A 26,012-nucleotide genomic window follows, 5' to 3' on the forward strand; every position below is an offset into this window, starting at 1 on the left:
ACCTTTGCCGCATCGAATCATGGCTGGTAACGAGGTGTTCCATGCGCGTACAACATCACAATACAATGCTCATCTTCCCCGCTCGGTTCAGGCGCAGGCGGCGCGGTTGATTTTGCAGGCGAATCTGGCGTTTGGGGAGTCCAACAGTAACGGGCTTTCCTATGTGCAGCGGCTAAAGGCGCGGTTTGAATGTCGGGAGTACCTGGACCAGGCGCTGGCGCTGGAGCCGGAAAACGCGGCAGCCCTTGGCCTGCTGGGCCAACTGGAGAAAGCCCATGTACTTTTGGGGTCAGACCCCAAGACATTTCACCCCATCAAATGTACTGGGGTCTGACCCCAAATTTCGCTTGCCTCATCCTAGCTACCATTAGCCAATAACGACCCCACGCGCTAAACTAAGTCAATTGAACTAAGCAGCACCGAAGGAGGGCTACATGGAATCCATCAACATGCACGAGGCAAAAACCCGGCTGTCACAACTGGTCGCCCGCGCCGCCAAAGGCGAAGCTTTCATAATTGCAAAGGCGGGCAAGCCTGTTGCCAGGGTAACCGCCTACGATTCTCCTGATGAGAGCCAACAGAGACGATTGGGTTTCTTGGCGGGCGAATTCAAAGTACCGGACGACTTTGATCGGATGGGGCAAGACGAAATAACCGAGTTGTTCGGAGGGTGACATGAACCTTCTTCTGGACACTCACCTACTGCTCTGGGCCGCAGCGGAGCCAAATAAGTTATCGCCCGAAGCGGCAGCCATGATCAGTAACGAAAATAACAGGCTGTACTTCAGCGCCGCCAGTATCTGGGAAGTCGTCATCAAAAATGGCCTGGGGCGGCCAGACTTTCATGTTGACCCACATCTGCTCCGGCGCGGACTGGTTGATAATGGCTATACAGAATTGGCAATTTCGTCACTGCACACCTTGGCCGTTAGCCACCTGCCGGAAATTCACAAAGACCCATTCGACAGAATTCTCGTTGCCCAGGCCGAGACAGAGGGCTTCCTGTTGCTGACGGCCGATGATCTGGTCGCGCGTTATCCCGGCCCCGTTCGCCGAATCTAATTTGGGGTCAGACCCCAAGACATTTCACCCCATCAAATGTCCGGGGGTCTGACCCCACCCTAAGCCTTAGCAAACAACTCCTCAAACAAAGCCGTTCTCCGAAGCCGTTGCTCAGCCTCCTCGCGGAACAGCACTCGCTCCGGGTTCAACTCAATCAACCCCAACAGCCGGAGCAGGCGGATTACCCTGGAATCCAGTGCCCAGCGGGTTTGTTGTTCTTCGCTGGCATACGGCCGCGGGAGCGCTGAAAGGGGCAATTGCGGGAAGGCCGCCAGCATGTCGTTAATGTAGCCATCAACCGGCAACCAGTCGCCCCCTTTATCTGCCAGCAACCACAAGAAGAAGGGGCCGACGGTTTGGATATCGTCCAGCCCGTCGTAATGGTCCATCCAGGCCCAGTTGAATTCTGAGAACGCAGCGGCCAGCATGTCCTGGTACAGGGTTAGCCAACCTTTGGTATCGAGGCGTTTGGCGGCGGCTTTCTTCAGCAGCAGGCGGCCCTTTTCCTTTCGGGTGTAGCCGGCCAACTCCAATAGCACACGGGTAAGCTGCACGCCAAGAATGTCTTCCTCGGAACGCACGGAACCGTACCCGGCAAACGGCACCACAACCTCCTCGCCGGCGGCCTCAATCATAGCCTTCACCTGCTTGAGCGGCAGGTTACCTTTGCCGGTCAGGCGAATGCCCTTCTCGCCAAGCTCATTAACCAGTACCTTTGCCATCTGAAGGATGGGTGCAGTATCCAGTTCCTGATCAACCGTTTTTTCATTGATCAGCGGCTTGAACACAGACGGGCAATGCAGCGGGCTCTGCAGCAGCTCATGCATCTGGCTTGGGCTCAGTCCACAGAAATCAGCAGGCGGCAGCGCATCAACGTCGCTCTCAGCAAACAGGGCATCCCGCTCTGGAAGCAGCTGATTGATCTCCTCCAGGTTCACAAACTCGGGATCAAACTCCCCATCCCACCACTCCTTCACACCCTCGTGTTCCGGGTGCGCGGGGTCATGCATTGCATCCAAAAACTCATAGTAGCCATGCACCCCACCCACATCCTCCGGCGGGCACTGGCGGGCGGCTTTTATGCAGAGGGGCAATTGCCCTTCATCGCCTGCGGGCAGAATCTTCTCCAGCTTCACCTGGTGTTCCCAACTATCGCCAAAATCATACTCATATTTGATGGCCTGGCCTTCCCGCGTCAGAACACTGCCCACCCGCAAGCGGGTTTCATCCAGAAACCCCATCATGTCGTCTTCATCCTCCGCCGGGTCGCCAATCAGCCGTCCATCCGCCGCCTGAAACAAATGCAGATGCGACGCCCGCCACCCCATGGCAATCTGAATAATCCGGTGTAAATCCTGAAACGTCGCCTCCGGCGAGATCAGCAACCTTCGCCAGATAGGCGGCCTGATGCCAGAAAGCGTGACCTTAACCTGATAAACACCTTTACCCTGCGCACCCATAACCGCTCCTATTTTTGGGGTCAGACCCCAAGACATTTCGAGGCTGCAAATGTATTGGGGTCTGACCCCAAATTCAAACACCAAACTGGCACACCTTTCGCAACACCTCCCTCAAAGCACGGCAAACCGTCAAAAAACTGCAGACCTTTGCCGCATCGAATCATGGCTGGTAACGAGGTGTTCCATGCACGTACAACATCACAATGCTCATCTTCCCCGCTCGGTTCAGGCGCAGGCGGCGCGGTTGGTTTTGCAGGCGAATCTGGCGTATGGGGAGTCCAACAGTAACGGGCTTTCCTATGTGCAGCGGCTGAAGGCGCGGTTTGAATGCCGGGAGTACCTGGACCAGGCGCTGGCGTTGGAGCCGGAAAGCGCGGCGGCCCTTGGCCTGTTGGGCCGGGTGGAGATGGACGATGGCCAGTTGGAGAAAGCCCATGCGCTGTTCAATGCCAGCCTGAACAGCCAGCCCGGGCAAGCACAGCAGTACTGCAACCTGGGTTACTGGGCGCTGAAGAGTGAACGGCCGGCCCTGGCGGAGGAGTACTTCCTGCGGGCGTTGGAATGCGACCGGCAATCCGCCGCCGCTTTCTGCGGTGTCGCCCACGCCAAGCGCTTGCAGGGGCAATTCGATGTGGCCTACCTGCATTACCGCAAACTGCTGCAAACCGGTTCCCGCTGGGATTCGGTCTATTCCGGCATGCTAACCTGCGCGCAGCACCTGCAGATTCACAAGGCAGACACCGACCTGGCGCAAGATGCCATCGCCCTGCTCCGCAAAGACGGCCTGCCGCACCAGGAAATCGGCCGATTCGTCGGCGCCATCATTCAGCAGCAGTACGATCTGGATAACCCGAATGCCGAGGTCTTCCTGGATGCTGCCGCTGAAGACGAACTGCTGATTCTGGCCCTGCAGAAAACCCTGATGCCCAACGCCGCCGTGGAAGAACTGGTGGTGATGCTGCGCCGGGCGATCATGGCGGAAGTGGCGCAAACCGCCAGCCTGCGGGATGAACTGCAGCCCCTGTGCCTGGCCATTGCCGAATACGCAGACCGCACCGGTTACGCCCTGGCCGCCGAAGACGATGAAGAGCGCCTGGCGACCACGATCAACGACAGCATCGTGGCGCAATTCGCCGTGCGCGAACCGCAAGAGGCCCTGATTGGCTCGCTGATGATCAGCGCCATGTACGGTGCCCTGTTCCATCAAAGCTTTGCCATCCAACTGGGGCAATGGAACCTGGTGGACTGGCCCCTGGCCATGCAGCCGATGATGGCCGCCAGCTATTACAGCCGCGCCGAAGAAGAAGCCATCAAACAGAATTTTGACGAAAAAGCGGAAGAGCTCTGCCTGGCCAAAACCGACGTGCCGCAAGCCTGGCCCGCCTGGAGCCAGCTGGCCTACCGCACCGAAACCAGCCTGAAAGCCGTGATGGCCCAGGAACTTGGCCTGAATACAGGCAACCTGCCCGCCACCCTGCGCATTCTGGTGTGCGGCGCCCAGTCCGGCCAGCGCGCCATGGAACTGGCGCAGTACCTGGACGATGTAGAGGTAATCGCGGTGGACGAATCCCTGGCCAACATCGCCAAGGCCACCCGCATGGCGCAAACCCTGAACATGGATAACATCGTGTTCTGGCCCTGGTCCATCGCCCAGCGCTTCGTGGCCGATGGCCATCAGGTCCATTGGGTGGAAGTAGGCCGCCTGCCTTCACCGGCCATGACGGAACTTTCCCTGGCAGCGCTCATCAATAGCGCCTCCATCAGTGGTGCTGTCGTTCACATGCACACCAGCATGGCCGAGCAAACCGCCGGCGACAAACAAATCCGCCGACTGATTGCAGAACACCAACTGCAACCCACCCGCACCAGCCTGCGCCAGCTACGCCGTATGGTACTGGCTAACAAACAAGACGCGGTATGGGCCAACCTGCTGAAAGACGACGACTTCTACAGCCTCGGCGGCTGCCGCGACCGCTGGTTCCGCCCACAAGACGCCGCCCAGCTCAAAGAACTGCTGGCACTGGTCAGTAACGAAGTGGAATGGAAACTCGTCAAAGCCCGGGACGAAGACGGCCACAGCCTGGCCACCGCCCCGGTACAACGCCAAATCCAGGCCGAGGCCCTGGGCAGCGAAGTGCAAAGCCTCATGGGCCAGAACCTCAGCGTCTACTTCCAACGCCGGAGATAAAAGTTGGGGTCAGACCCCCGGACATTTGGCAGCATCAAATGTCTTGGGGTCTGACCCCAATTTCACATGTAGGGGATGAGGGATTCGCCGTAGAGGTGGAGGTCTTCGAGGATTTGCTGGTTCCTGGGCGTGAGCTCCGGGTCGGCGGCGAGCTTTTGCAGGATGCGGCCGTACTCTTCGAGGGAGCGCCAGCCTTTCTTGGGGTGCATCAGGCGTTGGCTGCGGAATTCTTCCCAGCGTTCCATTTCTTCGCCGCTCAGAGTGCCCGGGTAATTCCGGGCGCGGTAGCGGAATAGCATGTCTGGCAGGCGTGCGTCTTCGAAGCTCACGTCTTGCTCGCCCAGGGTATCTGCCGGCTGGGTTAACAGCCAGTTCAGTTTCTCCCGATCAATTTTGCTGATGAAGCCACCGGCGTAGAGTTGTTCGTCCGGGTCGGTCAGGTCGCTGCCGGCGAAATCCTGCTCGAAGGCTTGAGCGATGCGGCCTGGCAGGTCTGGCGCTTGGCGCAGCTTGGCGAGGTTGGCGCGCAATACATCACCGTCGAGCTCCAGTTCCGCCAGCCGTTCCGGCGACAGGGTTGACAGCATGTTAGCCGGGGCCAGCACCGGGCACTTGTTCAGTTGCACACCTTTCAAGGGAAAACGGCTTACGCCCTCACCCAGCTCCGCCTGTGACGTAAATACCCGCTCGCGAATCTGCTCCACTGTCGCACTGATAAGCTCGGAGGGGTCTTCCCGCAAGTCGTACACAATCACCTGGTTCTTGTTGCTCAGACTTTCTGCCACCGGCGCCACCAGGGCACAGCATCCGCGGGTAGCCGGGTACTTGGCGGAAATGTGGAACACCGGTTTCATGGCGGCGGTGTCCAGCATTTGCCGGGCGGAGTGCTTGTCTTTGTTGTTCAGCACAAACTCAAACAGCTTGGGCTGCTTTTCTTTGATCAGTTTGGCCACGGCGATGGTGGCCAGCACGTCAGACATGGCATCGTGGGCAGCCTCGTGGGCAATGCCGTTAGCCACCGTCAATTCCTCCAGCTTGAAGCTGGGGCTGCCGTCTTCTTTCTTCGGCCAGTTGATGCCTTCCGGGCGCAGGGCGTAGGTCAGTCGCACCATGTCGATGATGTCCCAGCGGGAGTTACCGTTCTGCCATTCCCGCGCATAGGGATCGCGCAGGTTTCGGTACAGGGTGTGGCGGGTGACTTCATCGTCAAACCGCAGGCTGTTGTAGCCCACGGCACAGGTGCCGGGCTGGCTGAAGGCTTCGTTGATCTGGGCGATGAATTCCGCTTCCGGAAAGCCGTCTTCCAGCGCTTTCTGCGGGGTAATGCCGGTAATCAGGCAGGCTTCGGGAGATGGTAGGTAATCGTCTGTGGGTTTGCAGTAGATCACCAGCGGATCTTCGATCACGTTCAGATCGGCATCGGTGCGAACGCCGGCGAACTGGGAGGGGCGGTCATGAACCGGGTCCACACCGAAGGTTTCGTAATCGTGCCAGTAGAAAGAACGGATCAAGGGAGCACTCCTGCCAAACGGATCAATGGCAGGAGTCTACCAAAATTCAAAACAACTTCGTCCCCATATCCACCTGATGAGTCCGCAACCGGTCTACACCCTCACCCGTTAACTGGCTCAAGTCCACTGTCATATTCGTAGGCAGGTTAATGAACACCCCCTTACCCACGCTGATGGTGTTGGCGCCATCCAGGCTTTGCCAGGCCACATTCTCATCACGCTGGAACCCGATGAAGAAGCCATCGGTGAAGGCTACCTCGCCCTCTGCCGCACCTTCGTCACCTACAATGATGGAGCGCAGGTTGGTGAGCGGCGCGCAGTTCACGCCAGAAACACAGGACAAGGGCTCATCGCCATTGGGCACAATACCAATGTGGGATGCGCGGTAATTCGTGGCTGTTTCACCCTCACCGGCAAACAATGCAGTATCGTAAATGGTGCCAGACACTTCCTCCCGCACCTTCAGCCCCGGCAAGTCACCACTGAAACTGGTGGTATGAGAAGACACCGAACCCCGCGCCTGCTGGAACCCCAAACGGAAACCCGCCAGGCCCTGGGCATCCTCAGCCAGCTCGATATAAGGCCGCTGGGCCTCAAAGGGAATAACCTCGCCTTCATTATAGGTTCGGCCATTGAATACTTCGCCGTTGGCACGGGCGATATGCCCCAACGCCAGGTGGCTTGCTGAAAAATCGGTGCCGCCATCAATCTGGCCCACCTGAATACCATCCACATTGACTCGCGTTTCCACGTCCATACCCAGGGTCATCCGGGTGAAGTCATGGTTTTCGCCGGCAATGTTTTCTATCTGCATAAAGGCCTGCCCGGTCACCTCACCCATTGCATCATCTGAAATGGGCTTAAGATCGGCCTGGGCAACGGGCGAAATACCCAGGCAGAACGTGGCAAGGGCAGCGTATCCATACGCTTGCGTCTTCATATTAGTGTCTCTGATTGTTTTTGTGAGTCAGTTTCCGACGCCGACTCATGCCGCCCGCTGATTTTGTTATTTCGGTGCTGGCATACGGCCACGTTATTCTTTGTAACGTTATGTGTCTTTTTGACCGTCACCGAACTATAACGGAGGCCCGCGCGTACATAGAGTGACCAAAATCACATTCACTCATTACGTAGATGTCATTTCCTCGTTAAGCATGATCGCCATCACAGGATTACACTTATCCTCACCTGCCCACAGCACGGAAGAAACAATAACCAGCGGACCGGAAATCAATGATGTAGCCTATAGATACATATCATCCGGCACTGCTATACTGAATCACTTTACCCATGGCACTGATCAACCACCGATGTCTACCCACATCCTGATTTGCGACGACTCTGCCCTCGCCCGCAAGCAAATGGCCCGCGCCCTTCCCGACGGCCTGGCGGACGACATCCTGTTCGCCACCAACGGTGAAGAGGCCCTGCAGATTCTGCGCGAGCGCAAGGCTGAATTGCTGTTTCTGGACCTCAACATGCCAGAAATGGATGGCTACCAGGTTCTGGAGCACATCCGCAAAGAAGATCTGCCGGTGCTGACCATTGTGGTGTCCGGCGACATCCAGCCGGAAGCCCGAGAGCGCGTTCGCAAACTGGGCGCCATCGACTTCATCAAAAAGCCCACAGACACCGGCCTTGTTACCAGATTGCTCGAGGAGTACGGTTTTTATCGCCCCGGCGAACTGGAAACTGCAGCGCTGAAGGACTCCTCCCTGCGCAGCACCGTCAGCAAAGCCCGGGAAATCTCCGTCAGCCTGAACGACTACCTGCAGGAGATCGCCAATGTATCCATGGGCCGCTCGTCTGACCTCCTGGCACGGCTACTCAGGGTGTTCGTAAAGCAGCCGATCCCGAAAGTGGCGTTTATCGCCAATTCCGAACTCCACATGGCCATTTCCGCTGCCCAGCAAGGCGAAGCTTACTCCGCCGTGTGCCAGGGATTTACCGGCGCCGGTCTTGCGGGCGAGGCACTGCTGTTGTTCGAAGACGCCAGCTTTCAGGAAATGGCGGAACTGCTGCATTACGATGTGGTCGAGGGCGAAGCCGTTAACGTGGAAGTGCTAATGGACATGTCCAGCATCCTGTTCGGCGCTTTCCTGAACGGCATTGGCGATCAGCTGGATCTGAAACTTGGCCTGGGCCATCCCAGCGTTCTGGGCCAACATCGCCCCATCAACGAACTGCTGGAACACCACAGCAAGCGGGAAGAACAACTTCTTTGTATTGAAATCAGCTACGCCATCGAAAACCGCGATATTCATTGCGATATGCTGATACTGCTCACCGAAGACTCGGTGCCCTTCCTTGAAAAACGCCTAGAATACCTGGTGGATTGACCATGGCCTTTCAGAACCCGGAAGCAGACGCCTTTCACTGGCTGGTAGACATGCTCGAATCGGTCGAGGTTGGCCTCGTGGTGCTGGACCTCGATTTCCGCGTACAGGCATGGAATGGCTTTATGGAGCATCACAGCGGCATTACCGGCAGCCAGATCCAGAACAAAGTCCTGTTCGACGTGTTTCCGGACATCCCGCAAGCATGGCTTACCCGCAAAGTCGATGCCGTCGCCATGCTCAACACCCGGGCGTTCACCTCCTGGGAGCAGCGCCCCTACCTGTTCAAATTCCGGAACACCCGGCCCATCACTGGCACCGAAGAGTACATGTTCCAGAACCTCACCATCAGCCCGCTAACCGGCACCAACGGTGAGGTCGACAAGATCTGCCTGCTGATTTACGACGTGACCGAATTCGCCAGTAGCAAGCGGGCCCTGGAGCGGGCCAACGAACAGCTTGCCAAACTGAGCATGACAGACCGCCTGACCGGCCTGCTCAACCGTGGCACCTGGGAAAACCTGGTAGACGCGGAATACGAACGCTATCGCCGCTACGGCCAGGCCACCACCCTGGTGATGTTCGACATCGACCACTTCAAACCGGTCAACGATAACTACGGCCACCTGGCGGGCGACGAGGTCATCCGCCACACCGCCCAGGCCACCCGCAATAACATCCGCCAATCCGACAGCGCCGGCCGCTACGGTGGCGAAGAATTCGGCATCATCCTGCCGGAAACCGACGCCGAGAACGCCCGCCTCCTCTGCGAACGCATCCGCGAAAGCATCGAAAAAAGCACCGTGGAGACCAGCGCCGGTAACATCACCTACACCATCAGCATGGGCATTGCCCAACTCACCGACGAGCCTGAGAACTATATGCAGTGGATGCAGAAGGCGGATGAGGCGCTGTATGCGGCCAAGGAGAGTGGGCGGAATAAGGTTGTTGTTGGGGAGTGATTTTTGGGGTCAGACCCCCGAACATTTGGCTCCACCAAATGTCTTGGGGTCTGACCCCAACTTAAAAGAGGCGGTCGATGAGGCCGGTGATGGCTCCGGTTATCGGCGACAGCAGCCGGCCCAGCAGGCTGTCGGTGGTGGTCAGGGCGTTTCGGTCCAGTTGTTCAGTGACTTCACGCGCTACGGTGGCCAAGGTATCCGACAGGAAGTTGGTGGGCAGGGTGGCGTTCTGGTTGATGGAGTCCGGCGCTTCCTCAAGCAGCAGCACTTCCAACACCAGAGTATTCAACGCAGCGTTGATTGAACCGATCAGCGCATCAGAAGCGGCGGAGCTGTCGAGTTTGGAAACTTCCTCCAACGTGCCACCCACGCCTCGCAAAGTGGTCGCCAACAAGCTAGTGACACCCTGCAGCACTGGCGCTGGCTCGGCCTGCTGATCCATGGCATCCAGAATGTTCTCCAGATTAATCACCAGCTGTACGACCGGCCCCAGCAGAAATGCGGTGTCTTCCGACAACCCCTGGCCAGAGCTCTCATCGCCCTCACCCCCAAAACCAAGGCCGAAGGCTTCAAACGCCGCACCCAGGCGGTCAAAGGGGGCTGGCAGTTCGGAGGTATCAATAGCCTGCAAACGCTCGGCGGCCGCTTGTACCGCCAACGTAGCTTGAGCCATATCCTCCGGAGAGCCGGCTTCAGAGACGGATGACGCCGCCGCATCCAGCGTCACCAGCAGAGTATCCAGCCCGTTGATCAGCTGGGCAACGGCTTGCTGGGTTTCAGCGTTCGGATTGACCATATTCAGGGTATTCAGACCACTGACCAGCTCCTCCCGGAACAGCTCTAACGGGCCCGTGAAGTTGCCGTCAAAGCCCGCACCGCCAGCCAGGGGCACCGGCAGGGAAACCGGCGAGCCGGAGAAATCCTTGCCCCGGGCGATGTTCATTGGCCCGACCTTTTCCAGGCACTGGCTGTAGGCCGGGGTAAGCCCACCATCAGCACCCAGCACACCAAAGCCTTCCAGCTCCGGGTCTACGGTGTAGGCCTCAAAGCACATTTGTGCAGGCGCGCCCGTGGCCGGGTTGCTTTCCATCGCCTGCACCCAGAAAAAGCCGTAGGTATCGCCGGCCTGGTACATGGCCTGGTTTCGGCTTTCATCCTGCAGGGAGCGGGTTTTGCCGGCGGCGCCGCTCACCAAAAAGCGAGTTCGACCACAGCTTTCCACCGGTTCCAGCAATTGCAGATCGTGATCGTGCCCGGTCATGATGAAATCGGCGTAGTCGCACACCCCCTCTTCCAGAAAATCCTTCCAGCGCTGGCCGGAGATCACCGGCAGAATGTACGAGGGAATGAAATCATAGTTGCCTGCGTTGCCGTGCAAGCCATTGGACAGATACGGGTGATGGGCCATGGCGATGTTAAACAGAGCCTGCGACGAGATCAGCTCGTCCTGGGCCCACATCAGTTGGGTCATGCCGTAGTTTTGCCAGGTAAACCGGGAATCCGCGTCTGCTACCAGCGAGGCAATCGGGTTGGAATCCAGCGACACCACCGTCAACAGCGGTTTACCTTCCCGGGTTTTCGGCATCAATGCGGTGGGTATTTCGCCGCTATTGAACGCATAGTAGCGGGCAGGCATGCGCCAGCGGGGGCTGTTGCCCTCGTAGTGGTAATCCACCTGAACATCGCCCCGGCTGTTGTTGGCGCCATCGCCACCCACATAGCCGGTGTTGTCGTGGTTACCCAGTACCATATAAAACGGGCGCTCCCCCATGGGCTCAAACGGCTTTTCAAACTTCTCGATAAACTGAATGTCGTCTACCGATGTGGCTCCGTCTTCATAGATATTGTCGCCAAACCCCAGCACAAACTCGCAGGGGCCTGCTTCTGCAGACTTAAGCTCGCAAACCTGCGCCATGGCCTCGCCCACCGCATACTGGCCGGGGCTGCCGGAGCCGGAATCGCCCATGGCGATAAACTGGGTTGAGGCCACCGCACGAGCACCATCCTCGTCACCCGGCGCAGTCACATCGGGTTGAGTACCCGGCGTGGTGGACTCGGCCTCGTCATCGCCGGAACCGCCACAGGCAGCCAGGGTGAGTGGCACCACCAAAAGGGCGATCAACTTCAATTTAGCGTTCATACAACAGACTCCAGGGAATGAACGGCGCCCATCACAGCCGCCAGTTCCTGTTGATGTTCAGGCGTGGCAGCCGGCGCCAGCAGGCTGGTTTGCGTGGTTCTGGGGCGGGATGGGGTAAGGTTGTCTGTGATCAGGCGATACCGTTGGCCAGGCTGTTTGGCAGCGACTTTCACCAGTTTTCGCTTGCCGGTGTCCAGCTCGCCTTTGCGGGTTTCATCGGCAATCGACGCCACATAATGAAACTCCGCCTGGGCGCCGAACCGGTCCACATCCATCAGAATAAACCCTCGGGTTTGCAGCTCGGCGTACTTCACGTGCGGGTTGGTGGTGCGCACCGCGACCGCAGCCAACTCCGCCAAGCCTGCCGGAAAGCCCGGCGAAGTTACCGACGGGCACACAAACTCCACCGCCAGCGCTTCCGGCGCAAACAAGTCACCCACCACAGACGCCGGGTTCCGATAGATCTCATTGGCCCAGGAGGTATGAATATCACCGGTGAACACCACCACGTTCTCCACATTGTTCTGCTCGATGGCGTCCAGAATGCGGGTGCGGCTTGCGGTGTAACCATCCCATTGGTCCATATTCAGGCCCTGTTGGGTGGTGCCGTAAGGCAGCTGTTCGGAGATCAGTTCCGGCTGGGGCAACTCCGCCAGATTCAGCTGCCCGAACATCACCTGCTGGCCAATCATCTTCCATAAACTGCCTGAGCTGGTCAGGCCGTCCGTCAGCCAGTTCATCTGGGCATCGCTGATCAGCTTTCTGTCCGGGTCTGTGCGTTCAGGGCCGAAAGGTAAAGACACCTGGGCATCCCGGCCTTCGATCCGGGTATCCAGCATCCACAAATCAATCAGATCGCCATACCGGAACCGACGCCACAGCCGTTGACTGTCTGCACCAAAGTCCCGCACCGGCATCCACTCAAAGTAGGCGCGAATGGCTGCCTGCTTGCGGGTTTCCCAATCCCCTTCCGTGGCCGGGTCGTGGTTCTCCGCGCCATCCATGTAGGCGTCATTGGCAATCTCGTGGTCGTCCCAGATGCAGATCATCGGGTATTGCTGATGCACCGCCTGCAAATCGGGGTCTCGCTTGTACTGGCCGTGGCGCACGCGGTAATCGGACAAGGAAAGGATTTCATTCGCCGGCTCATGAACACGATTCGGCACAGCAGCGGGATCATCGTATGTGCCCGGCTCGTACTCATAGAGGTAGTCACCCAGGTGCAGGACAAAATCCAGATCCCGCTCATCCACCTTCGCCAGAGCGTTATAAACAGAAAAGTGGCCATACGGCAGGTTGGAACAGGAAACCGTGGCAAACCGGGCCCGCCGCACACGTTGGTCCGGCGCCGGGAAAGTGCGGGTACGCCCAACCGGAGAAACATTAGGGCCGCAACGGAAGGCGTAGTAATACCAGGTGTCGCTGGCCAGGCCAGTGGCATCCACCTTCACGCAGAAATCAGAATCTGCCTCAGCAGTTGCGGTAAACACCTGAGGCTGCGAAAGATCCGGCTGACGGCTGACCAACACCTGAACCGGCACCGAGGTTTCCGTAGGCAGCGCCGGTGTCACCCGCGTCCAAAGGATGACCCGGTCATCCAGCGGATCGCCAGAGGCAACCCCATGCTCAAAGAACCCGACCGCCTGATTACCAGGCTGACCGTTACCCCCGGAGCCAGGCCCTGGCCCGGCAGGCAACTCCCCCGAAGAACCAGAATCACCACACCCCACCAAAGAGAAAGCCGGCAGCGCCAGCGACGATGCCAGGAAAGATCGACGTTTCATTGTTTTCACCCAGAAGCTCTATTCAGGCCAGGATTTTATGGAGCGATCGTTGCAAAATTATTGCATAGAGCACTCTATGCTGAATATTTCCTGAATAAATCCGAAGGACACGCTCCAACTTTGGGGTCAGACCCCAGGACATTTCGGGTGGTCAAATGTCTTGGGGTCTGACCCCAAAAGTGATTTCGTGGCTGCTTGCGCGGAAGGTTTGGGACATGGTGGTGCCTACCTGAGTGAAGGCGGGTGTCTTGGTTGTGTACGAGTCTATCTGGCCGGCAATCTCAGTGAGTTTTTGCGCCAGTAACTCAAGATCTGTGCTTACCTCAGCCGTTGTCAGGCCACAGGATTGGCGGGCGAAGTTTTTCAAGTAACTCAAAGGCCACCATACCTTCCGGCCAGACAGGGTCAGCGCAGGTACATCACGCTTCAGGTAGGGAGTGGTAGAAACAATGTCGTAGGTGGGTGCCAACCAGCGTTCACCAAACGGCTCGCAATACAACAAGCCAAAGTTCTTCAGATGGGCATCTCCATTGCGTACGGCCCATGAGAGCAGTACAGACCTGAATAACCAGCGCAAGCCTTCACGGCGGTGTTGCGGGGAGAGAAATAGCGATAATGTTTTAGCCAGCTTCTCATAACTACCAGAATACTTATCCTCAGGCAGCAATCCTTGCAGAACACAGGCATCTTCAAAACCCAACCAAGAGCCATCCGGCCGCCGGTCAAAACGAGACATGATGAACAACCGGCCATTATCAGAAAGATAGAAATCCGGTACCGGCAACCCGAACTCCCGAGCCACAGTCATGCAAAAGTATTCATTGGCTGCCAATTGCGGATAGTCATCGCCCCAAGTCTTTACAATGTAGCCTTCGGTGCGAAGCGTCGATTTTTCAGAGATAGAGGCCGGCACCAAAACCTTCGGTTGCACGCCGGAAACGCCTGAACGAAGGGCGTACTTTTCAACGAGTTCCTCAAACAAAGAGTCGTCCTTGGCAGCCAGCAATCCGCCCAACGATTCGCCTTGGTGCTCATCACCCATCCCTGCAAAATCATCAGTTGTCACGACCACTCGACCAACCTGATGCCGACCCAGTGTTGCCAGCACCGCCAGATCCCCGGAGCCATAAAGCTTGGCGACATGCTTTCTGATGATGTCGCCCAAATAGCCCTCTGGCAGATTCTGGGCAAAGATCGGATGCACACCGTCGAATGCATAAGACGCCTCACTCACCGGCATGGTCACCGACACCGCGGACTGCTCGAGCACACCTTGGCGATACACAAAAACCGATGGCTCCGGCCGCTCTGGCGAAGACAAGTCACCCACAACACTGCCAGATACCTCTACCCTTGCCCGGCGAACAGAAGTCATTCCAGGCCCCGTTCATTATCTCTCTGAAGGTCTTTTAACGTAGGCAATCCCCCCATAACACGCACCGAAAACTCCAACCCAAGAACAGCAAGTACCCGTTCCAGTTTGGCATAACCCATTTCAGGGAGGTGCTGATTCTCCAGTTTCGACAGGGTTGTCCGGTCAACGCCCGCCATGTCAGACAAAGCCTGCATGGATAAGCCTGCGCGTTTGCGCTCTTTTCTGATAAACGGACCAAGTTCGAGAAGGGTCATGTGGATATACTCTACATTTCAACGAATATCTTATAGATTGTAGCGTATATTCACGATATGGCGAGAGGGCTTTCGCAATGGACAGGGAACTGAAATACGTGACTATGGAGATTGACTCTGACAGAAGGGTGGGGTCTGTCCCCACGGGACTGACCCCAAACGCACCAACTCAAACCAAGGTGCGCAAGCTTAATAGGGCCACCAAACCTCAGCAGCCCTATCTAATCAATCCTGCTGCCAGCTCTGAACAGCTTCCTTACCGTGCTTTTCACGCCACTCATTCAGAGTCTTGTGATTACCGCCACGGGTTTTAACCACTTCACCGGTGTGCGGGTTCTTGTAGGTTTTCATCGGGCGCTTGGCGCGGGTACCGGTTGAAGCATCCGCTTTGGCGCCAGCAATCGAGGGGTCAATCGCCGCCAGAATCTGCAGAACATCCTTGGGAGATTTGTCATATTCCTTCATCAAAGCGCGAACCTTGTTTTCAAATTCCAGTTCGCCTTTCAGTGCCTGGTCCTTCTCGAGCTGTTCCAGCTCAGCGGCCAGCTTTTCCATCAGCTGTTTCTTCTGGTAGTAATCGTTAATCTTTGCCATGGAAATATAACCTTATTCGATGGGTTTTAATAAAACATTGAATATGACGAGAAGTCGCGAACAATCATAATAAACAATTCACACATTGGCAAAATAAAACGCTTACAGCCAATTAATAAAAAAGCCCGACAACAATGCCGGGCTTTTATTTTGTCGAGTTCATCAACACTCACACTTGGTCGGACGCAACTGCGATGAGCTCGTTCAATGAAATTGCAGTTCCGACATGACGGCTCGAAAGCTTCTCATCATCAGTCACCAGAACAAAGTCTCCCTTTATGGCGGTTGACGAAATTATTGCATCCGGGAGTTTGAGCAATGTGTTCCTGCGAATCTTAATTGCCGTTTCCTGAATCGCAGGAAGCAATTGCACAACTGTGATCCGCTCTATGACCTCACGCAACTTCACCTCATCATTAGCCGTCAGTGCCGGCCAAGACAACAGCTCCATTTTAGTTATTACTGAAACTGCATAGTGCGCTGGGGGCAATTTTAAATTGCGACCAAGTGCATAAATAATGGCGTTGGTATCCAGCAGGTATCTACCACTCATCCCTCATTTCCCTCTGCATGACCACGGCATCCTTTTCCTTGAATGCCTGAATATCAACATTACTGAAATCCAGCGAGGACTTCTCAATAGCCAACGATGCCTGGTCACTAACCATTACAAGAATCCGAGCGTGACTGTCTTCCAGTTGCGTGTACTCTGATGGAATTTTAACCATGCCATTCTTGATGTCTGCTTCAAATTCGATAGCGTACATCGCTACACTCCTCAACAAATAGCCGTCAGACAACTATATCAGGTATCCGATCCGAACACCGATTACAGCCGCAAGTCTGCATGCCCCAACGGCAATATACCTTTCAAATCAAACAGCACACCGTTGCCATTGGTATAACCACGTAATTCATCCGCATTCAAAGCCGCGTATTCCCTGTGCGGAACGGCCAGCAAGACAGCGTCATAGTTTCCTTTCGCCGGCTCTGGTACCAATGAAATACCATATTCATGCTCTGCTTCGGCATTATCTGCCCAGCAATCGGTAACATCCACCTGGCAGCCATAATCCTGAAGTTCGCGCACCACATCAATCACACGGGTATTGCGCAAATCCGGGCAATTTTCTTTAAAGGTAAAGCCCATAATCAAAATACGGGAATCGGCAATGGTGTGGCCTTTTTTAATCATTGCCTTCACCAGGGCCGAAGCAGCATAAGGCCCCATATTGTCATTCACCCGGCGCCCGGCAAGAATAATCTCCGGGTTATAGCCAATGGCCTGGGCTTTATGGGTCAGATAATACGGGTCTACCCCAATACAATGCCCGCCTACCAGGCCGGGTTTGAAAGGCAGGAAGTTCCATTTAGTTCCGGCGGCGGCCAATACTTCATTGGTGTCGATCTTCAAACGAGCAAAGATCATCGACAACTCATTCATCAATGCAATGTTCAGATCCCGCTGGGTGTTTTCAATCACCTTGGCGGCTTCCGCCACCTTAATGGAACTGGCCTTGTGGGTGCCGGCGGTGATGATATCCGCGTATAAGGCATCCACTTCCTCGGCAATTTCCGGCGTAGAGCCGGACGTCACTTTCATGATCGTTGTTATCCGGTGCTCTTTGTCACCCGGGTTGATCCGCTCAGGGCTGTAACCGGCGAAGAAATCCTGGTTGAACACCAGGCCAGACAGCTCCTCCAGCACCGGCACGCACACCTCTTCGGTGGCACCCGGAAACACCGTGGACTCGTAAATCACGATGTCGCCCTTCTTCAACACCTTGCCCACACTCTCGCTGGCCTTCACCAGCGGCGTCAGGTCCGGGCTTTTGTATTCATCAATGGGCGTAGGCACCGTCACAATGTAGATCTGGCAATCGGCAATGCCCTCCAGCGAATCCGTAAACGACAAATGCTTCGCCGCCGCCAACTCATCCGCAGACACCTCACGGGTAAAATCCACCCCATCCTTCAGCTCGGCAATGCGCTTGCTGTTGATATCAAAACCGACCACCTCGCGCTTCTCACCGAAGGCCGCGGCCAAAGGCAAGCCCACATAGCCAAGACCTACCACTGCGATCTTCTTCATGAATCCTCCAATTTTGGGGTCAGACCCCAAGACATTTTGATCGGTCAAATGTTCTGGGGTCTGACCCCATTATTTGATGTTCTGCTGATAGGCTTGATCAAGCTGCTGCTGGATAAGCCGGGTCGTCTCGGCGCTCACGCCCAGCGCCTTCGCCGTGGCGGAGAAACCGGCCAAGGCATCCAGTACCCGCTCTATTCCCTGCCTCGCCTGTACCCAGCTGGCAAAGCCTGCCTCAGCGGCCAGCTTTTGCATGGCCTTCAACGGTGGTTTCTTGCCAAACCCGGCATAAGCCGTGCTGTGTTCGCCAAACCGGCCGGGGCTGAAGGTCACGTCATAGAACGGTGCAGGCTGCCAATCGCCATCATCGCTTTGCAGAAACGCCCAGTTCTTGCTGTGATCGTCCTGGTTTACTGCGAACAAATTAAACACTGCGCGCAAGAACTGCAGCTGCGCCGCGTTAACGCCACGACATAACTGGCCACTGGCCTTGATCAAATCCTCGTAATCCAGGCTGGGCGCCCGGAAGTCCGCATCCAGCAAACCGCAGGCACTGTGCAAATGAACGCAACCGGGCACATCCTCTGGGCGCCACACCCGGTCAAATCGCTCAACCGCTAACCAGGCCCTGGCGCCCGATGCCTCGGGAGCCGGCAGCAACTGCCAGCGGGGAGGCTGCAATCCCGCGCGTTCTGCCAATGATAGATAAACCGCCTCACACAACCCTTCTTCATGGCCTAGTGGCAGATTGGCAGAGGTAAACTTAACCAGCCAGGCTTCATCACCAGCGATGGGCCGAGTGCGACACACGCCGTACTCCCCTTCAGCAAAATACAGTTGCGCCTTGGGCCGCGCACCTGCGGAGCTTCCGGCGGCAACCAGTTCGGCCAACACATCCGTCGTTTGCCCGTCGAATACGGCCTGCGCCTGAAGCCCAAGCTCTGCTGTTTCAATCAGCTTGTCATCCGCTACCGGCGCAAATTCCGCCACCGGCGTATAACTCAGTGCACCGGTGCCCGTAGCGCCCACAAAAGCCAGCCTGTCCATCGGCGTTACCTGAGCTGGCAGGATACCCTGCTGACGAAACACCCGGTCCATCAACAGTAACCCCCAGCCATCAGGCAGAGAATCCGCGAACACCCCCGGCAGCCCGCCATGGGGATCACGGGGAGCCAGCTGCACCGTCGCATCCCACTTCAATGCAAAGGGCGACAACGGGCTGAACCTGGCCAGGTAATCTGCATCGTACTGAAAGAATACGCCTTGCCGGTTCTGCGCCAGGCCACCAACCAGGGCCCGCTGCCCATCGCTGAACGTGCGCCAAACCGCTAACTGGCGAACCGGGGCAAAGCTCACTGGGCAAGCACCTCATCCAGTGAACGCGGCATAGGCTTTTGCTCCGCGCTCGTCAAATCCTGTAACCGATGAAGATCATCCACGCACTGCCACAACAGTAAAAACTGCCGTAATGAAATCTGCCCCGTGGTTTCAAATTTCTTGATGGTCGGTGCCGGCACAGTACTGCGCTCCGCCAGCGCCGCCCGCGACCACTTCAAGGCCTTCCGCCGCTCCTGCACGTACGCCGCCAAGGCAACCTGTACATCCCGCCCTGAAACCAGATTCACAGAGACACCCCCATATCCAAAAACCGATTAATTATACCAAACTGGACACATTAGTATCTATTCATATTTGGGGTCAGACCCCAAGACATTTTGATCGGTCAAATGTTCTGGGGTCTGACCCCAAATTTACAATTTCACGCCGCGCGGGTGGTTATGAGCGGCCAAGCACCACTCTCTTTGGCATCAAGAACCACAATCTCTACAATCGATCCATCTTCCGCATAGCTGATATGAGTGTTCCAGTCCTGGGAAACCTCTTTCGCAATCGCCTTATCGCTGAGATGGATTGTCAGAATATCTTCCGATTCATCATAAACGGTACGCATATCATTAACCCTCCCAGGAAAAATGGTGCATTACAGTTTTTACTACCAGCAAATCTTTTTCATGAACCACTGGTACACATAACAGATTGTCACAGCGTTCCTCAAAAAAATGAGCTATCCAGAACCGCTTACTATCTTTGAATCGAGTTTGCCCTTCTTCTATCAATAAAGACAACTCCCTCTCACTGATAGCACGTGACTGCATGCGCTGAGCAGCATGCCGAGTAATCTGCACTTCCTTGGCGAATCGTTTCGAATACATATCGAGTTTTCATCCTTGAACCAACATTTACCCAGGAATCAACACCTCAGCCTCAGGCACCACCTTCTGCAACTTCCCCTGTAAAGCCCGCTTCGCCGCCTCATCCCCATGCACAATCCGAATCTCGCTGGGCGGTTGTGGAATGCCCTCCACAAAGCGCAGCAAATCCTCCTGCCCGGCGTGGGCGGAATAGCCACCTACGGTGTGCACCTGGGCGCGGATGTCGTAGCGTTCGCCATCCAGCTCTACCCAACCGCCGCGAGGGCCGTAGGTCAGAATGTTGCGGCCCGGAGTGCCTGCAGCCTGGTAACCCACAAACAACACATCGTTGCGTGCATCGCCCAGCATCGCTTTCAGATAATTTACCACCCTGCCGCCGGCGCACATACCGGAACCTGCAATCACCACGCAGGGGCGGTGAGATTTGGCCAGGTATTCCACAGCGTTGAGGTGGTCTTCGTGGGAATTGATGACGGTAAGCTGCTCGAAGGAAAGCGGATGGCGGCCCGCTGCCACCAGGGCACGGGCTTCTTCATCCCAGAAGGGTTTGAGGTCTCGGTAGATTTTGGTGAACTCGGCGGCCAGGGGGGAGTCGACGACGATTTCGAGGTTGCTCCAGGTCAGAGACTCGCTACGGGGTCTGTCCCCTTGGGGACTGACCCCAAACGCACCAAGCCTGGAGTCAGTCGCTGGCAGAAGGGTGGGGTCCGACCCCAAGGGGTCAGACCCCTTTGTAGCCTGCGGAATTTCTTTATCTCCAAACTCCGCAATCAGCCCTTCGATCTCATACAAAAGCTCCTGAGTACGGCCAATACTGAACGCCGGTATCAACACCGTACCGCCATCCTCCAACGCATGCTCCAGAACCGCCTTCAGCCGATAACGCCGCGTTTCCCGGTCTTCGTGGTTCTTATCGCCGTAAGTACTCTCAATCACCAGGCGATCAGCACGCTCCGGGGGCGCGGGCTCCGGCAGCAACGGGGAATGGGGCGCGCCGAGATCACCGCTGAACACAATACGCTCAGCCGCCGTGCCAGACACTACATCACACTCCACATAAGCCGAACCCAGAATATGCCCTGCCCTCTGCAGGCGCACCTTCAAACTCCCCACTTCCTCCTCAAACACCGAATGCCAGCGGCCATACGGCAGCGGCACCACCCTCGCCCGGATCAGCCCCAAAACACGGTTAATCAAACCTCGATCCCGGGTGAAGCCAATCTTCAGGGCATCTTCCAGGATTTCCGGGAGCATGATGGCGGAGGGTTCGGAGCAAATGATGGGGCCGTCAAAGCCGGCGGCAAGCAGGTAGGGAATGCGGCCCACGTGGTCGATGTGAACGTGGGTAACCACCAGGGCGCGAATGTGGTCGATAGGGAAATCGATGGCGAGATCGGCGGCGGAGGAGCCTCGGGATTCTTCCTGGCCCTGGAATAGGCCGCAGTCTATCAATATGCCGGCGGGGGAGTTTGCCACTGGCTCACGGGGCCCGCTACGGGGTCTGTCCCCTTGGGGACTGACCCCAATCGCACCAGGTTTGGAGTTAACCTCTGGCAGAAGGGTGGGGTCTGACCCCAAAGGGTCAGACCCCTTTGTAGCCGGCGGTGTTTGGTGCAGCCCCGAGAGGTCAGCCCCCTTTGTAGACTGAGAGCCTTTTGTAGCCTGCGACATTCGGAGTTCGTGGCACGAGCCCGTTACGCCATTCACGGCGCCGTGGTGAAGAATTTTGATCATGGCAACATCCTTGTCGTCCTATCAATTACTTGGGGGGCAACTCCGAGTCATTTCAACTGAAGCACTTTTCCACCGGCATCCAGTGCCGGCGAGGTGGGCAGGTCACCGTTGTTGCACCAAACAAGATCGGCAACATCACCATTCGGTTCGTATGCAGTTCGGCCTTCTTTCAACAGCTCTACCACAGCCCGGCAGTCGAACGCCTGGCTCGCTCGAGTAAACTTGTTCAAAAGGTCTTCGACATTGGCCCAAGGCAAAGAAACCTCCCGGGCCATCATAATACGGGGATGTGAAGTACCTTGTGGATTATCACCAATAAGAAGCTCCTCATAGAGTTTCTCACCCGGGCGCAATCCCGTGTAAACAATTTCTATATCCCCTGCGGGGTTATCATCCGATTTTTCTTCCAACCCCATCAGGTGAATCATCTTTCTAGCGAGATCAGCAATCTTGACCGGCTCTCCCATATCCAACACAAATACCTCACCACCGCGCCCCATGCTCCCGGCCTGCAGCACCAACTGGCTCGCTTCCGGAATGGTCATGAAATAGCGAATGATATCCGGATGCGTCACCGTTACTGGCCCGCCGTCCCGAATCTGGTCTCTGAACAAAGGAACGACCGACCCTGATGATCCAAGCACATTACCAAAACGCACCATTGAAAACACAGTTTTGCTCTGGCGTTGAGACAAGCCTTGCAGCACCAACTCCGCCATTCGTTTGCTGGCCCCCATCACATTAGTAGGCCGCACAGCCTTATCTGTAGAGATCAGAACAAAACGTTCAACACCGGCAGAGATGGCCGCCTCTGCCGTATGCCAGGTACCGAATACATTATTCTGGATACCTTCAATAATATTATGCTCAACCAGAGGCACATGTTTATACGCCGCCGCATGATAGACAGCCTGAACGCCAAAGGCCTTCATGACAGCTTCACACCGCCTGAGATGCGTCACACTGCCCAGAACCGCATGCACCGAAACATCCAGGCTCTCAACATCACTGATCGTGCGCAATTCCCTCTCGATGGCATACAGAGAAAACTCGGATTGCTCGAACAACACCAGCACTCGTGGCTTGTGGCGCACAATCTGGCGACACAACTCAGAGCCTATTGATCCACCCGCCCCAGTTACCATTACAGACTTTCCGTAAAGGCTCTCGGAAACGATCGCCGCATCCGGGCGCACTGGGTCACGCCCCAGCAGGTCCTCAATCTCCAAATCGCGTATGTCGTTGATCCGTGCCTGCCCAGCTACCAGCTCCGACATCGAAGGAACGGTCTGGACAGGGATAGACAGCCTCTCAAGCGCGGCGAGCAATTCTTTTCGATTAACAGGCACCGCGTCCTCTAATGCGAGCAGCGCCCGTGAGGCATCCAACTCTCGTACTGCTTTCTCCAAATGCTCTACGGAATAGACCGGCAACCCACTAATTAAAGACCGGTGATTGCTGCTAACCAATGAGACAAACCCCACAGGGCGGTATTCAACGCCTTGAGCCAAGGCGGATGCCAACTGCATTCCTTTGGGCCCGGCGCCCACGATTAAAACTGTGTTTTTGGCCTTCTCTCTGGGCCGGCGAACAATCGCACGTACCGTAAAGCGCGTACCCGCTACCAATAAGAAAGCAAACGCACCATATATAACCGGCACTGAGCGAGGGACCAACGCCTGGAACAGAAATCCAAAAACAATCAGAGCAACACTGGAAATGGCGACACCCAGAATGATTGCCAGGAAGGCGTGCTCACTGAGGTATCGAATAACAGCACGATACAATCCGAGCTTGATAAAAGCGCCAATCGTAACCAGCACCGTGGCAAGCGATACAAGAAGCTGTTTCTCATTGGGCATCCACGTGAATGTCTCGAACCGCAGCGCAAAAGCGCCCCAAATCGCGACAGCCAGCAAGATGAAGTCGACAGCCACCGAAACCAAACGCTTGGCAGGTCGAGACCACCCCAGTACTGATTCAATAGCATTCGATTTCACCTGCTACTCCCCCGATTTCACGCGATCACCCGACCCTTTGCCAGTGGCCGTTTGAAAGATATAACGGAAATAGTGCTTTAAATCCAAAGAGCGCAACATCGCTGCATCGGTTTCAGCCAGCAATTGTGGAGTCGACATATCAATACCGTTCACCTGTGCCAGCCCCGTAATGCCGGGGCGGGCCTTCAGCACTCCACGGCTCTCCCGCTCCTCAATAAGCTCGACCTGATTAAACAAACAGGGCCTTGGACCAACCAGACTCATCTCACCTTTCAGCACATTCCAGAGTTGAGGCAATTCATCAAGCTTTGTCCGCCTGAGAAACCGGCCAACCGGCGTAATAGACGATGAATCTGCCAGATGGCTGGCAACAGATTTAGTCTCCGGCGCCATGGTGCGAAACTTCACCAAGATAAACGGCTTCTTGTACCGCCCTACCCGCTCCTGACGGAACAATGGAGAGCCAGTATCAAACAACCCGACAATAAAGATAACCACAAGAAAAGGCAGGCCAAAAACCAAGCCAACCATGGAAAAAATAATATCAAGAATCCTGATCACACCAGATCTCCAGATTCCCCTGGGCAGTTATAATCATCCACCGTCAATTTCAATCCTTCTTTTACCGAGTATGGTGCAGACCAACCCAGAACATGACGGGCCTTAGTTGAATCTATCCTCAATTCACCTGTCAAACGCTCAATCGAAGAGCTCTTACCCAACAGCACCGCTGCAAATCGAAAAAGAAACACCGGCACTATCACCAGCCATGGGGAACGCCCCTGAGCACGCCTGAGCTCCGCCAAAAGCTCCGTCAACGAAAGTGTTTCATCGTCACTAACCAAAAAAACTTCTCTTGCGGCCGCTGGCAAGCTGACACATTGAACCAGGAAATCTGCAAGATTGCCGACATAAACCATGCTACGTTTGTTCTTCATAGAACCAAATGGCAACGGTATCGGCAAGTTACACAGTTTCAACAAACTCGCAAAATTTCCCTTAACGCCCGGGCCATAGACCAACGGTGGCCGCACCACGACCAACTCCATGCCTGCTTGTTCACAGAACGCTTTCAACTTTAGCTCTGCCTCGTGCTTTGAACGTGCGTACGCGTCCTCAGGAACCGGCTTATCAGCCTCGCAAAAGGGAGCCCTGCGATTGGTATCTTCTCCGTGCACCTTAACGGTACTTATAAACACAAAGCGTTTAACGCCCGCCTTGCTAGCCTCGCTGGCCAAATTAAGTGCGCCATCCACGTTAACACGCCGATACTCCGCCAAGGGATCCAAGGATTGGTCTTTCATTACATGAGCGCGAGCAGCACAGTGGACCACCACATCAACTCCATGAAGTGCGGCAGCCCAGCCTTCGCAATTAAGCAGCTCAAGACCAGAAACCGAACGAAACCCGGGACCGTCGTCTGCTCGCGCAGTGCGCGCTACTGCAACCACCTCATAACTGTCTGACTGTGCAAGCAGGCGTTTTACAACAGCGCTGCCAACAAAGCCCGAAGCACCCGTTACCAAAACCCGTTGCTTACTCATTGCCCGGGCCGCCTGATCAGTTCCAATAACTTGAAGGGAATTTTGCTCAAAACGAAAAGGAGACTGGTGTAGACGCCGTTATCTCGGCAGGCGCGGACAATCTCGCGATTCAGACGTATGCTACTTCTGAATCCACTCGTGCTGACTCCGCCCGCACGCATTCGAACCAGAACCTTATCCAGATACTTCCACTTCAATCCAGCCACCAGCAGCCAGCGAACGAACATGTCATAGTCGGCAGCAATACGCATGTCGAGGCGGTATTTGCCCACCCGCTCATAGGCGCTTTTCCTGACAAACGTGGCGGGATGTGGTGGCATCCAGCCGAATCTAAGCTTCCAGGGTCGAAAATGTTCTGCACTGTAATAGCGAGTAACCCTTAAGAGATCCTCCGGGGCCACAAAAACAACATCGCCAAATACGACATCAACATCCGGGTTTTCAGCAAAGACGCGAACAACTGACGAAATAACATCTTCTGATTCATAGAAATCATCAGAGTTGAGAATGCCGACAATATCACCCTTAGCCAGGGCTACACCTTTGTTCATGGCATCGTATAACCCTTCATCCGGCTCTGATACCAGCACATCGGATTCCCGCACTCGGGTACGCACCCTGTCAACCGTACCGTCAGATGAGCCACCATCGATAATCACGTGCTCGATATCAGGATAAGTTTGCGACGAAACCGCAGCCAAAGTCCCCTCAATGGTTTCAGCGCTATTAAAACAAACAGTAATGACAGAAACTTTCAAAAAACGAA

Annotated in this window: 26 protein-coding genes; 6 read left to right on the forward strand and 20 right to left on the reverse strand. The window is 55.8% G+C overall.

Features of this window, described 5'->3' with window-relative positions; translation table 11 throughout:
* Positions 1 to 19: 19 nt before the first annotated feature.
* The 3 genes from RVM24_RS09510 to RVM24_RS09520 all read left to right on the forward strand — a co-directional run bounded on the left by RVM24_RS09510 (position 20) and on the right by RVM24_RS09520 (position 1,062).
* Positions 20 to 334, forward strand: a complete 315-nt coding sequence (locus tag RVM24_RS09510) for a hypothetical protein (RefSeq protein ID WP_374814275.1) — start codon at positions 20 to 22, stop codon at positions 332 to 334.
* Positions 335 to 434: 100 nt separating this feature from the next.
* Positions 435 to 674 carry a type II toxin-antitoxin system Phd/YefM family antitoxin gene (locus tag RVM24_RS09515; RefSeq protein WP_374814277.1) on the forward strand — a complete coding sequence of 80 codons (240 nt, stop codon included), beginning with the start codon at positions 435 to 437 and terminating at the stop codon, positions 672 to 674.
* A 1-nt stretch (position 675) separates the two neighbouring features.
* Complete coding sequence (locus RVM24_RS09520) at positions 676 to 1,062, forward strand: type II toxin-antitoxin system VapC family toxin (RefSeq protein WP_061333892.1); 387 nt, start codon at positions 676 to 678, stop codon at positions 1,060 to 1,062.
* Positions 1,063 to 1,121: 59 nt separating this feature from the next.
* On the opposite strand, the gene RVM24_RS09525 is transcribed toward RVM24_RS09520, so the two are convergent.
* Entirely contained in the window at positions 1,122 to 2,522 is a 1,401-nt protein-coding gene (locus RVM24_RS09525) for a plasmid pRiA4b ORF-3 family protein (RefSeq protein WP_431475291.1), read from the reverse strand.
* A gap of 184 nt (positions 2,523 to 2,706) precedes the next feature.
* Between RVM24_RS09525 and RVM24_RS09530 the strand changes: the two genes are divergently transcribed.
* Positions 2,707 to 4,710: a tetratricopeptide repeat protein gene (locus RVM24_RS09530; RefSeq protein WP_431475292.1), complete on the forward strand. Its 2,004-nt coding sequence runs from the start codon at positions 2,707 to 2,709 to the stop codon at positions 4,708 to 4,710.
* Between the two features lie 62 nt (positions 4,711 to 4,772).
* Here the strand turns inward: RVM24_RS09530 and sbcB are convergent, their stop codons facing one another.
* Both sbcB and RVM24_RS09540 read right to left on the reverse strand, forming a co-directional pair.
* Positions 4,773 to 6,221, reverse strand: a complete 1,449-nt coding sequence (sbcB, locus tag RVM24_RS09535) for an exodeoxyribonuclease I (protein ID WP_431475293.1) — start codon at positions 6,219 to 6,221, stop codon at positions 4,773 to 4,775.
* Between the two features lie 46 nt (positions 6,222 to 6,267).
* Positions 6,268 to 7,161, reverse strand: a complete 894-nt coding sequence (locus RVM24_RS09540; protein ID WP_431475294.1) for a DUF6160 family protein — start codon at positions 7,159 to 7,161, stop codon at positions 6,268 to 6,270.
* A gap of 370 nt (positions 7,162 to 7,531) precedes the next feature.
* On the opposite strand from RVM24_RS09540, the gene RVM24_RS09545 reads away from it, so the two are divergent.
* Entirely contained in the window at positions 7,532 to 8,560 is a 1,029-nt protein-coding gene (locus tag RVM24_RS09545; RefSeq protein ID WP_431475295.1) for a response regulator, read from the forward strand.
* Positions 8,561 to 8,562: 2 nt separating this feature from the next.
* Positions 8,563 to 9,519 (forward strand): GGDEF domain-containing protein, encoded by a 957-nt coding sequence (locus tag RVM24_RS09550; protein WP_431475296.1) that lies wholly within the window; start codon positions 8,563 to 8,565, stop codon positions 9,517 to 9,519.
* Between the two features lie 61 nt (positions 9,520 to 9,580).
* Here the strand turns inward: RVM24_RS09550 and RVM24_RS09555 are convergent, their stop codons facing one another.
* From RVM24_RS09555 to RVM24_RS09635, 17 genes are all read right to left on the reverse strand, one after another.
* The gene (locus RVM24_RS09555; protein WP_431475297.1) at positions 9,581 to 11,659 is read right to left on the reverse strand and encodes a metallophosphoesterase; all 2,079 of its coding nucleotides are present in this window, start codon (positions 11,657 to 11,659) and stop codon (positions 9,581 to 9,583) included.
* Entirely contained in the window at positions 11,656 to 13,443 is a 1,788-nt protein-coding gene (locus tag RVM24_RS09560; RefSeq protein ID WP_431475298.1) for an alkaline phosphatase D family protein, read from the reverse strand. Before RVM24_RS09560 ends, RVM24_RS09555 begins: the two co-directional genes overlap by 4 nt.
* Before the next feature lie 151 nt (positions 13,444 to 13,594).
* Positions 13,595 to 14,818 (reverse strand): type II toxin-antitoxin system HipA family toxin, encoded by a 1,224-nt coding sequence (locus RVM24_RS09565; RefSeq protein WP_431475299.1) that lies wholly within the window; start codon positions 14,816 to 14,818, stop codon positions 13,595 to 13,597.
* Positions 14,815 to 15,072, reverse strand: a complete 258-nt coding sequence (locus RVM24_RS09570) for a helix-turn-helix domain-containing protein (protein ID WP_420194181.1) — start codon at positions 15,070 to 15,072, stop codon at positions 14,815 to 14,817. Before RVM24_RS09570 ends, RVM24_RS09565 begins: the two co-directional genes overlap by 4 nt.
* 225 nt (positions 15,073 to 15,297) lie before the next feature.
* The gene (locus RVM24_RS09575; protein ID WP_058089975.1) at positions 15,298 to 15,666 is read right to left on the reverse strand and encodes a histone-like nucleoid-structuring protein, MvaT/MvaU family; all 369 of its coding nucleotides are present in this window, start codon (positions 15,664 to 15,666) and stop codon (positions 15,298 to 15,300) included.
* Positions 15,667 to 15,835: 169 nt separating this feature from the next.
* On the reverse strand, positions 15,836 to 16,219 hold the full coding sequence (locus RVM24_RS09580) for a type II toxin-antitoxin system VapC family toxin (RefSeq protein WP_431475300.1): 384 nt from the start codon (positions 16,217 to 16,219) through the stop codon (positions 15,836 to 15,838).
* Positions 16,209 to 16,433, reverse strand: coding sequence for a hypothetical protein (locus tag RVM24_RS09585; protein WP_230714540.1), 225 nt, complete (start codon positions 16,431 to 16,433; stop codon positions 16,209 to 16,211). Before RVM24_RS09585 ends, RVM24_RS09580 begins: the two co-directional genes overlap by 11 nt.
* 62 nt (positions 16,434 to 16,495) lie before the next feature.
* Positions 16,496 to 17,758: a Vi polysaccharide biosynthesis UDP-N-acetylglucosamine C-6 dehydrogenase TviB gene (tviB, locus tag RVM24_RS09590; protein WP_431475301.1), complete on the reverse strand. Its 1,263-nt coding sequence runs from the start codon at positions 17,756 to 17,758 to the stop codon at positions 16,496 to 16,498.
* A 69-nt stretch (positions 17,759 to 17,827) separates the two neighbouring features.
* Positions 17,828 to 19,111, reverse strand: a complete 1,284-nt coding sequence (locus RVM24_RS09595; RefSeq protein ID WP_431475302.1) for a type II toxin-antitoxin system HipA family toxin — start codon at positions 19,109 to 19,111, stop codon at positions 17,828 to 17,830.
* The gene (locus RVM24_RS09600; protein ID WP_374787790.1) at positions 19,108 to 19,380 is read right to left on the reverse strand and encodes an XRE family transcriptional regulator; all 273 of its coding nucleotides are present in this window, start codon (positions 19,378 to 19,380) and stop codon (positions 19,108 to 19,110) included. Before RVM24_RS09600 ends, RVM24_RS09595 begins: the two co-directional genes overlap by 4 nt.
* Positions 19,381 to 19,514: 134 nt before the next feature.
* The gene (locus RVM24_RS09605) at positions 19,515 to 19,706 is read right to left on the reverse strand and encodes a DUF2283 domain-containing protein (RefSeq protein WP_061333745.1); all 192 of its coding nucleotides are present in this window, start codon (positions 19,704 to 19,706) and stop codon (positions 19,515 to 19,517) included.
* A 4-nt stretch (positions 19,707 to 19,710) separates the two neighbouring features.
* A complete protein-coding gene (locus RVM24_RS09610) occupies positions 19,711 to 19,968 on the reverse strand; it encodes a DUF4258 domain-containing protein (protein WP_082780652.1) in 258 nt (85 codons plus the stop codon).
* Between the two features lie 27 nt (positions 19,969 to 19,995).
* The gene (locus RVM24_RS09615) at positions 19,996 to 21,444 is read right to left on the reverse strand and encodes an MBL fold metallo-hydrolase (RefSeq protein ID WP_431475303.1); all 1,449 of its coding nucleotides are present in this window, start codon (positions 21,442 to 21,444) and stop codon (positions 19,996 to 19,998) included.
* A 305-nt stretch (positions 21,445 to 21,749) separates the two neighbouring features.
* Complete coding sequence (locus RVM24_RS09620; RefSeq protein ID WP_431475304.1) at positions 21,750 to 23,702, reverse strand: polysaccharide biosynthesis protein; 1,953 nt, start codon at positions 23,700 to 23,702, stop codon at positions 21,750 to 21,752.
* Positions 23,703 to 23,705: 3 nt separating this feature from the next.
* Positions 23,706 to 24,263 carry a sugar transferase gene (locus RVM24_RS09625; RefSeq protein WP_374814295.1) on the reverse strand — a complete coding sequence of 186 codons (558 nt, stop codon included), beginning with the start codon at positions 24,261 to 24,263 and terminating at the stop codon, positions 23,706 to 23,708.
* Positions 24,260 to 25,246 carry a UDP-glucose 4-epimerase family protein gene (locus RVM24_RS09630; RefSeq protein WP_374814297.1) on the reverse strand — a complete coding sequence of 329 codons (987 nt, stop codon included), beginning with the start codon at positions 25,244 to 25,246 and terminating at the stop codon, positions 24,260 to 24,262. The genes RVM24_RS09625 and RVM24_RS09630 overlap by 4 nt, the downstream gene beginning before the upstream one ends.
* On the reverse strand, positions 25,243 to 26,004 hold the full coding sequence (locus tag RVM24_RS09635) for a glycosyltransferase family 2 protein (RefSeq protein WP_374814299.1): 762 nt from the start codon (positions 26,002 to 26,004) through the stop codon (positions 25,243 to 25,245). The genes RVM24_RS09630 and RVM24_RS09635 overlap by 4 nt, the downstream gene beginning before the upstream one ends.
* Between the last annotated feature and the right edge of the window lie 8 nt (positions 26,005 to 26,012).

It is taken from the genome of Marinobacter sp. KM021 (genome assembly GCF_050707965.1).
Classification (GTDB): Bacteria; Pseudomonadota; Gammaproteobacteria; order Pseudomonadales; family Oleiphilaceae; genus Marinobacter; species Marinobacter shengliensis.

Excerpts from the sequence above, each read along its gene's own strand:
- RVM24_RS09510 (WP_374814275.1), top strand. The coding sequence starts at position 20 with ATGGCTGGTAACGAGGTGTTCCATGCGCGTACAACATCACAATACAAT.
- RVM24_RS09515 (WP_374814277.1), top strand. The coding sequence starts at position 435 with ATGGAATCCATCAACATGCACGAGGCAAAAACCCGGCTGTCACAACTG.
- RVM24_RS09520 (WP_061333892.1), top strand. The coding sequence starts at position 676 with ATGAACCTTCTTCTGGACACTCACCTACTGCTCTGGGCCGCAGCGGAG.
- RVM24_RS09525 (WP_431475291.1), bottom strand. The coding sequence starts at position 2,522 with ATGGGTGCGCAGGGTAAAGGTGTTTATCAGGTTAAGGTCACGCTTTCT.
- RVM24_RS09530 (WP_431475292.1), top strand. The coding sequence starts at position 2,707 with ATGCACGTACAACATCACAATGCTCATCTTCCCCGCTCGGTTCAGGCG.
- RVM24_RS09540 (WP_431475294.1), bottom strand. The coding sequence starts at position 7,161 with ATGAAGACGCAAGCGTATGGATACGCTGCCCTTGCCACGTTCTGCCTG.
- RVM24_RS09545 (WP_431475295.1), top strand. The coding sequence starts at position 7,532 with ATGTCTACCCACATCCTGATTTGCGACGACTCTGCCCTCGCCCGCAAG.
- RVM24_RS09550 (WP_431475296.1), top strand. The coding sequence starts at position 8,563 with ATGGCCTTTCAGAACCCGGAAGCAGACGCCTTTCACTGGCTGGTAGAC.
- RVM24_RS09555 (WP_431475297.1), bottom strand. The coding sequence starts at position 11,659 with ATGAACGCTAAATTGAAGTTGATCGCCCTTTTGGTGGTGCCACTCACC.
- RVM24_RS09560 (WP_431475298.1), bottom strand. The coding sequence starts at position 13,443 with ATGAAACGTCGATCTTTCCTGGCATCGTCGCTGGCGCTGCCGGCTTTC.
- RVM24_RS09565 (WP_431475299.1), bottom strand. The coding sequence starts at position 14,818 with ATGACTTCTGTTCGCCGGGCAAGGGTAGAGGTATCTGGCAGTGTTGTG.
- RVM24_RS09570 (WP_420194181.1), bottom strand. The coding sequence starts at position 15,072 with ATGACCCTTCTCGAACTTGGTCCGTTTATCAGAAAAGAGCGCAAACGC.
- RVM24_RS09575 (WP_058089975.1), bottom strand. The coding sequence starts at position 15,666 with ATGGCAAAGATTAACGATTACTACCAGAAGAAACAGCTGATGGAAAAG.
- RVM24_RS09580 (WP_431475300.1), bottom strand. The coding sequence starts at position 16,219 with ATGAGTGGTAGATACCTGCTGGATACCAACGCCATTATTTATGCACTT.
- RVM24_RS09585 (WP_230714540.1), bottom strand. The coding sequence starts at position 16,433 with ATGTACGCTATCGAATTTGAAGCAGACATCAAGAATGGCATGGTTAAA.
- tviB (WP_431475301.1), bottom strand. The coding sequence starts at position 17,758 with ATGAAGAAGATCGCAGTGGTAGGTCTTGGCTATGTGGGCTTGCCTTTG.
- RVM24_RS09605 (WP_061333745.1), bottom strand. The coding sequence starts at position 19,706 with ATGCGTACCGTTTATGATGAATCGGAAGATATTCTGACAATCCATCTC.
- RVM24_RS09610 (WP_082780652.1), bottom strand. The coding sequence starts at position 19,968 with ATGTATTCGAAACGATTCGCCAAGGAAGTGCAGATTACTCGGCATGCT.
- RVM24_RS09630 (WP_374814297.1), bottom strand. The coding sequence starts at position 25,246 with ATGAGTAAGCAACGGGTTTTGGTAACGGGTGCTTCGGGCTTTGTTGGC.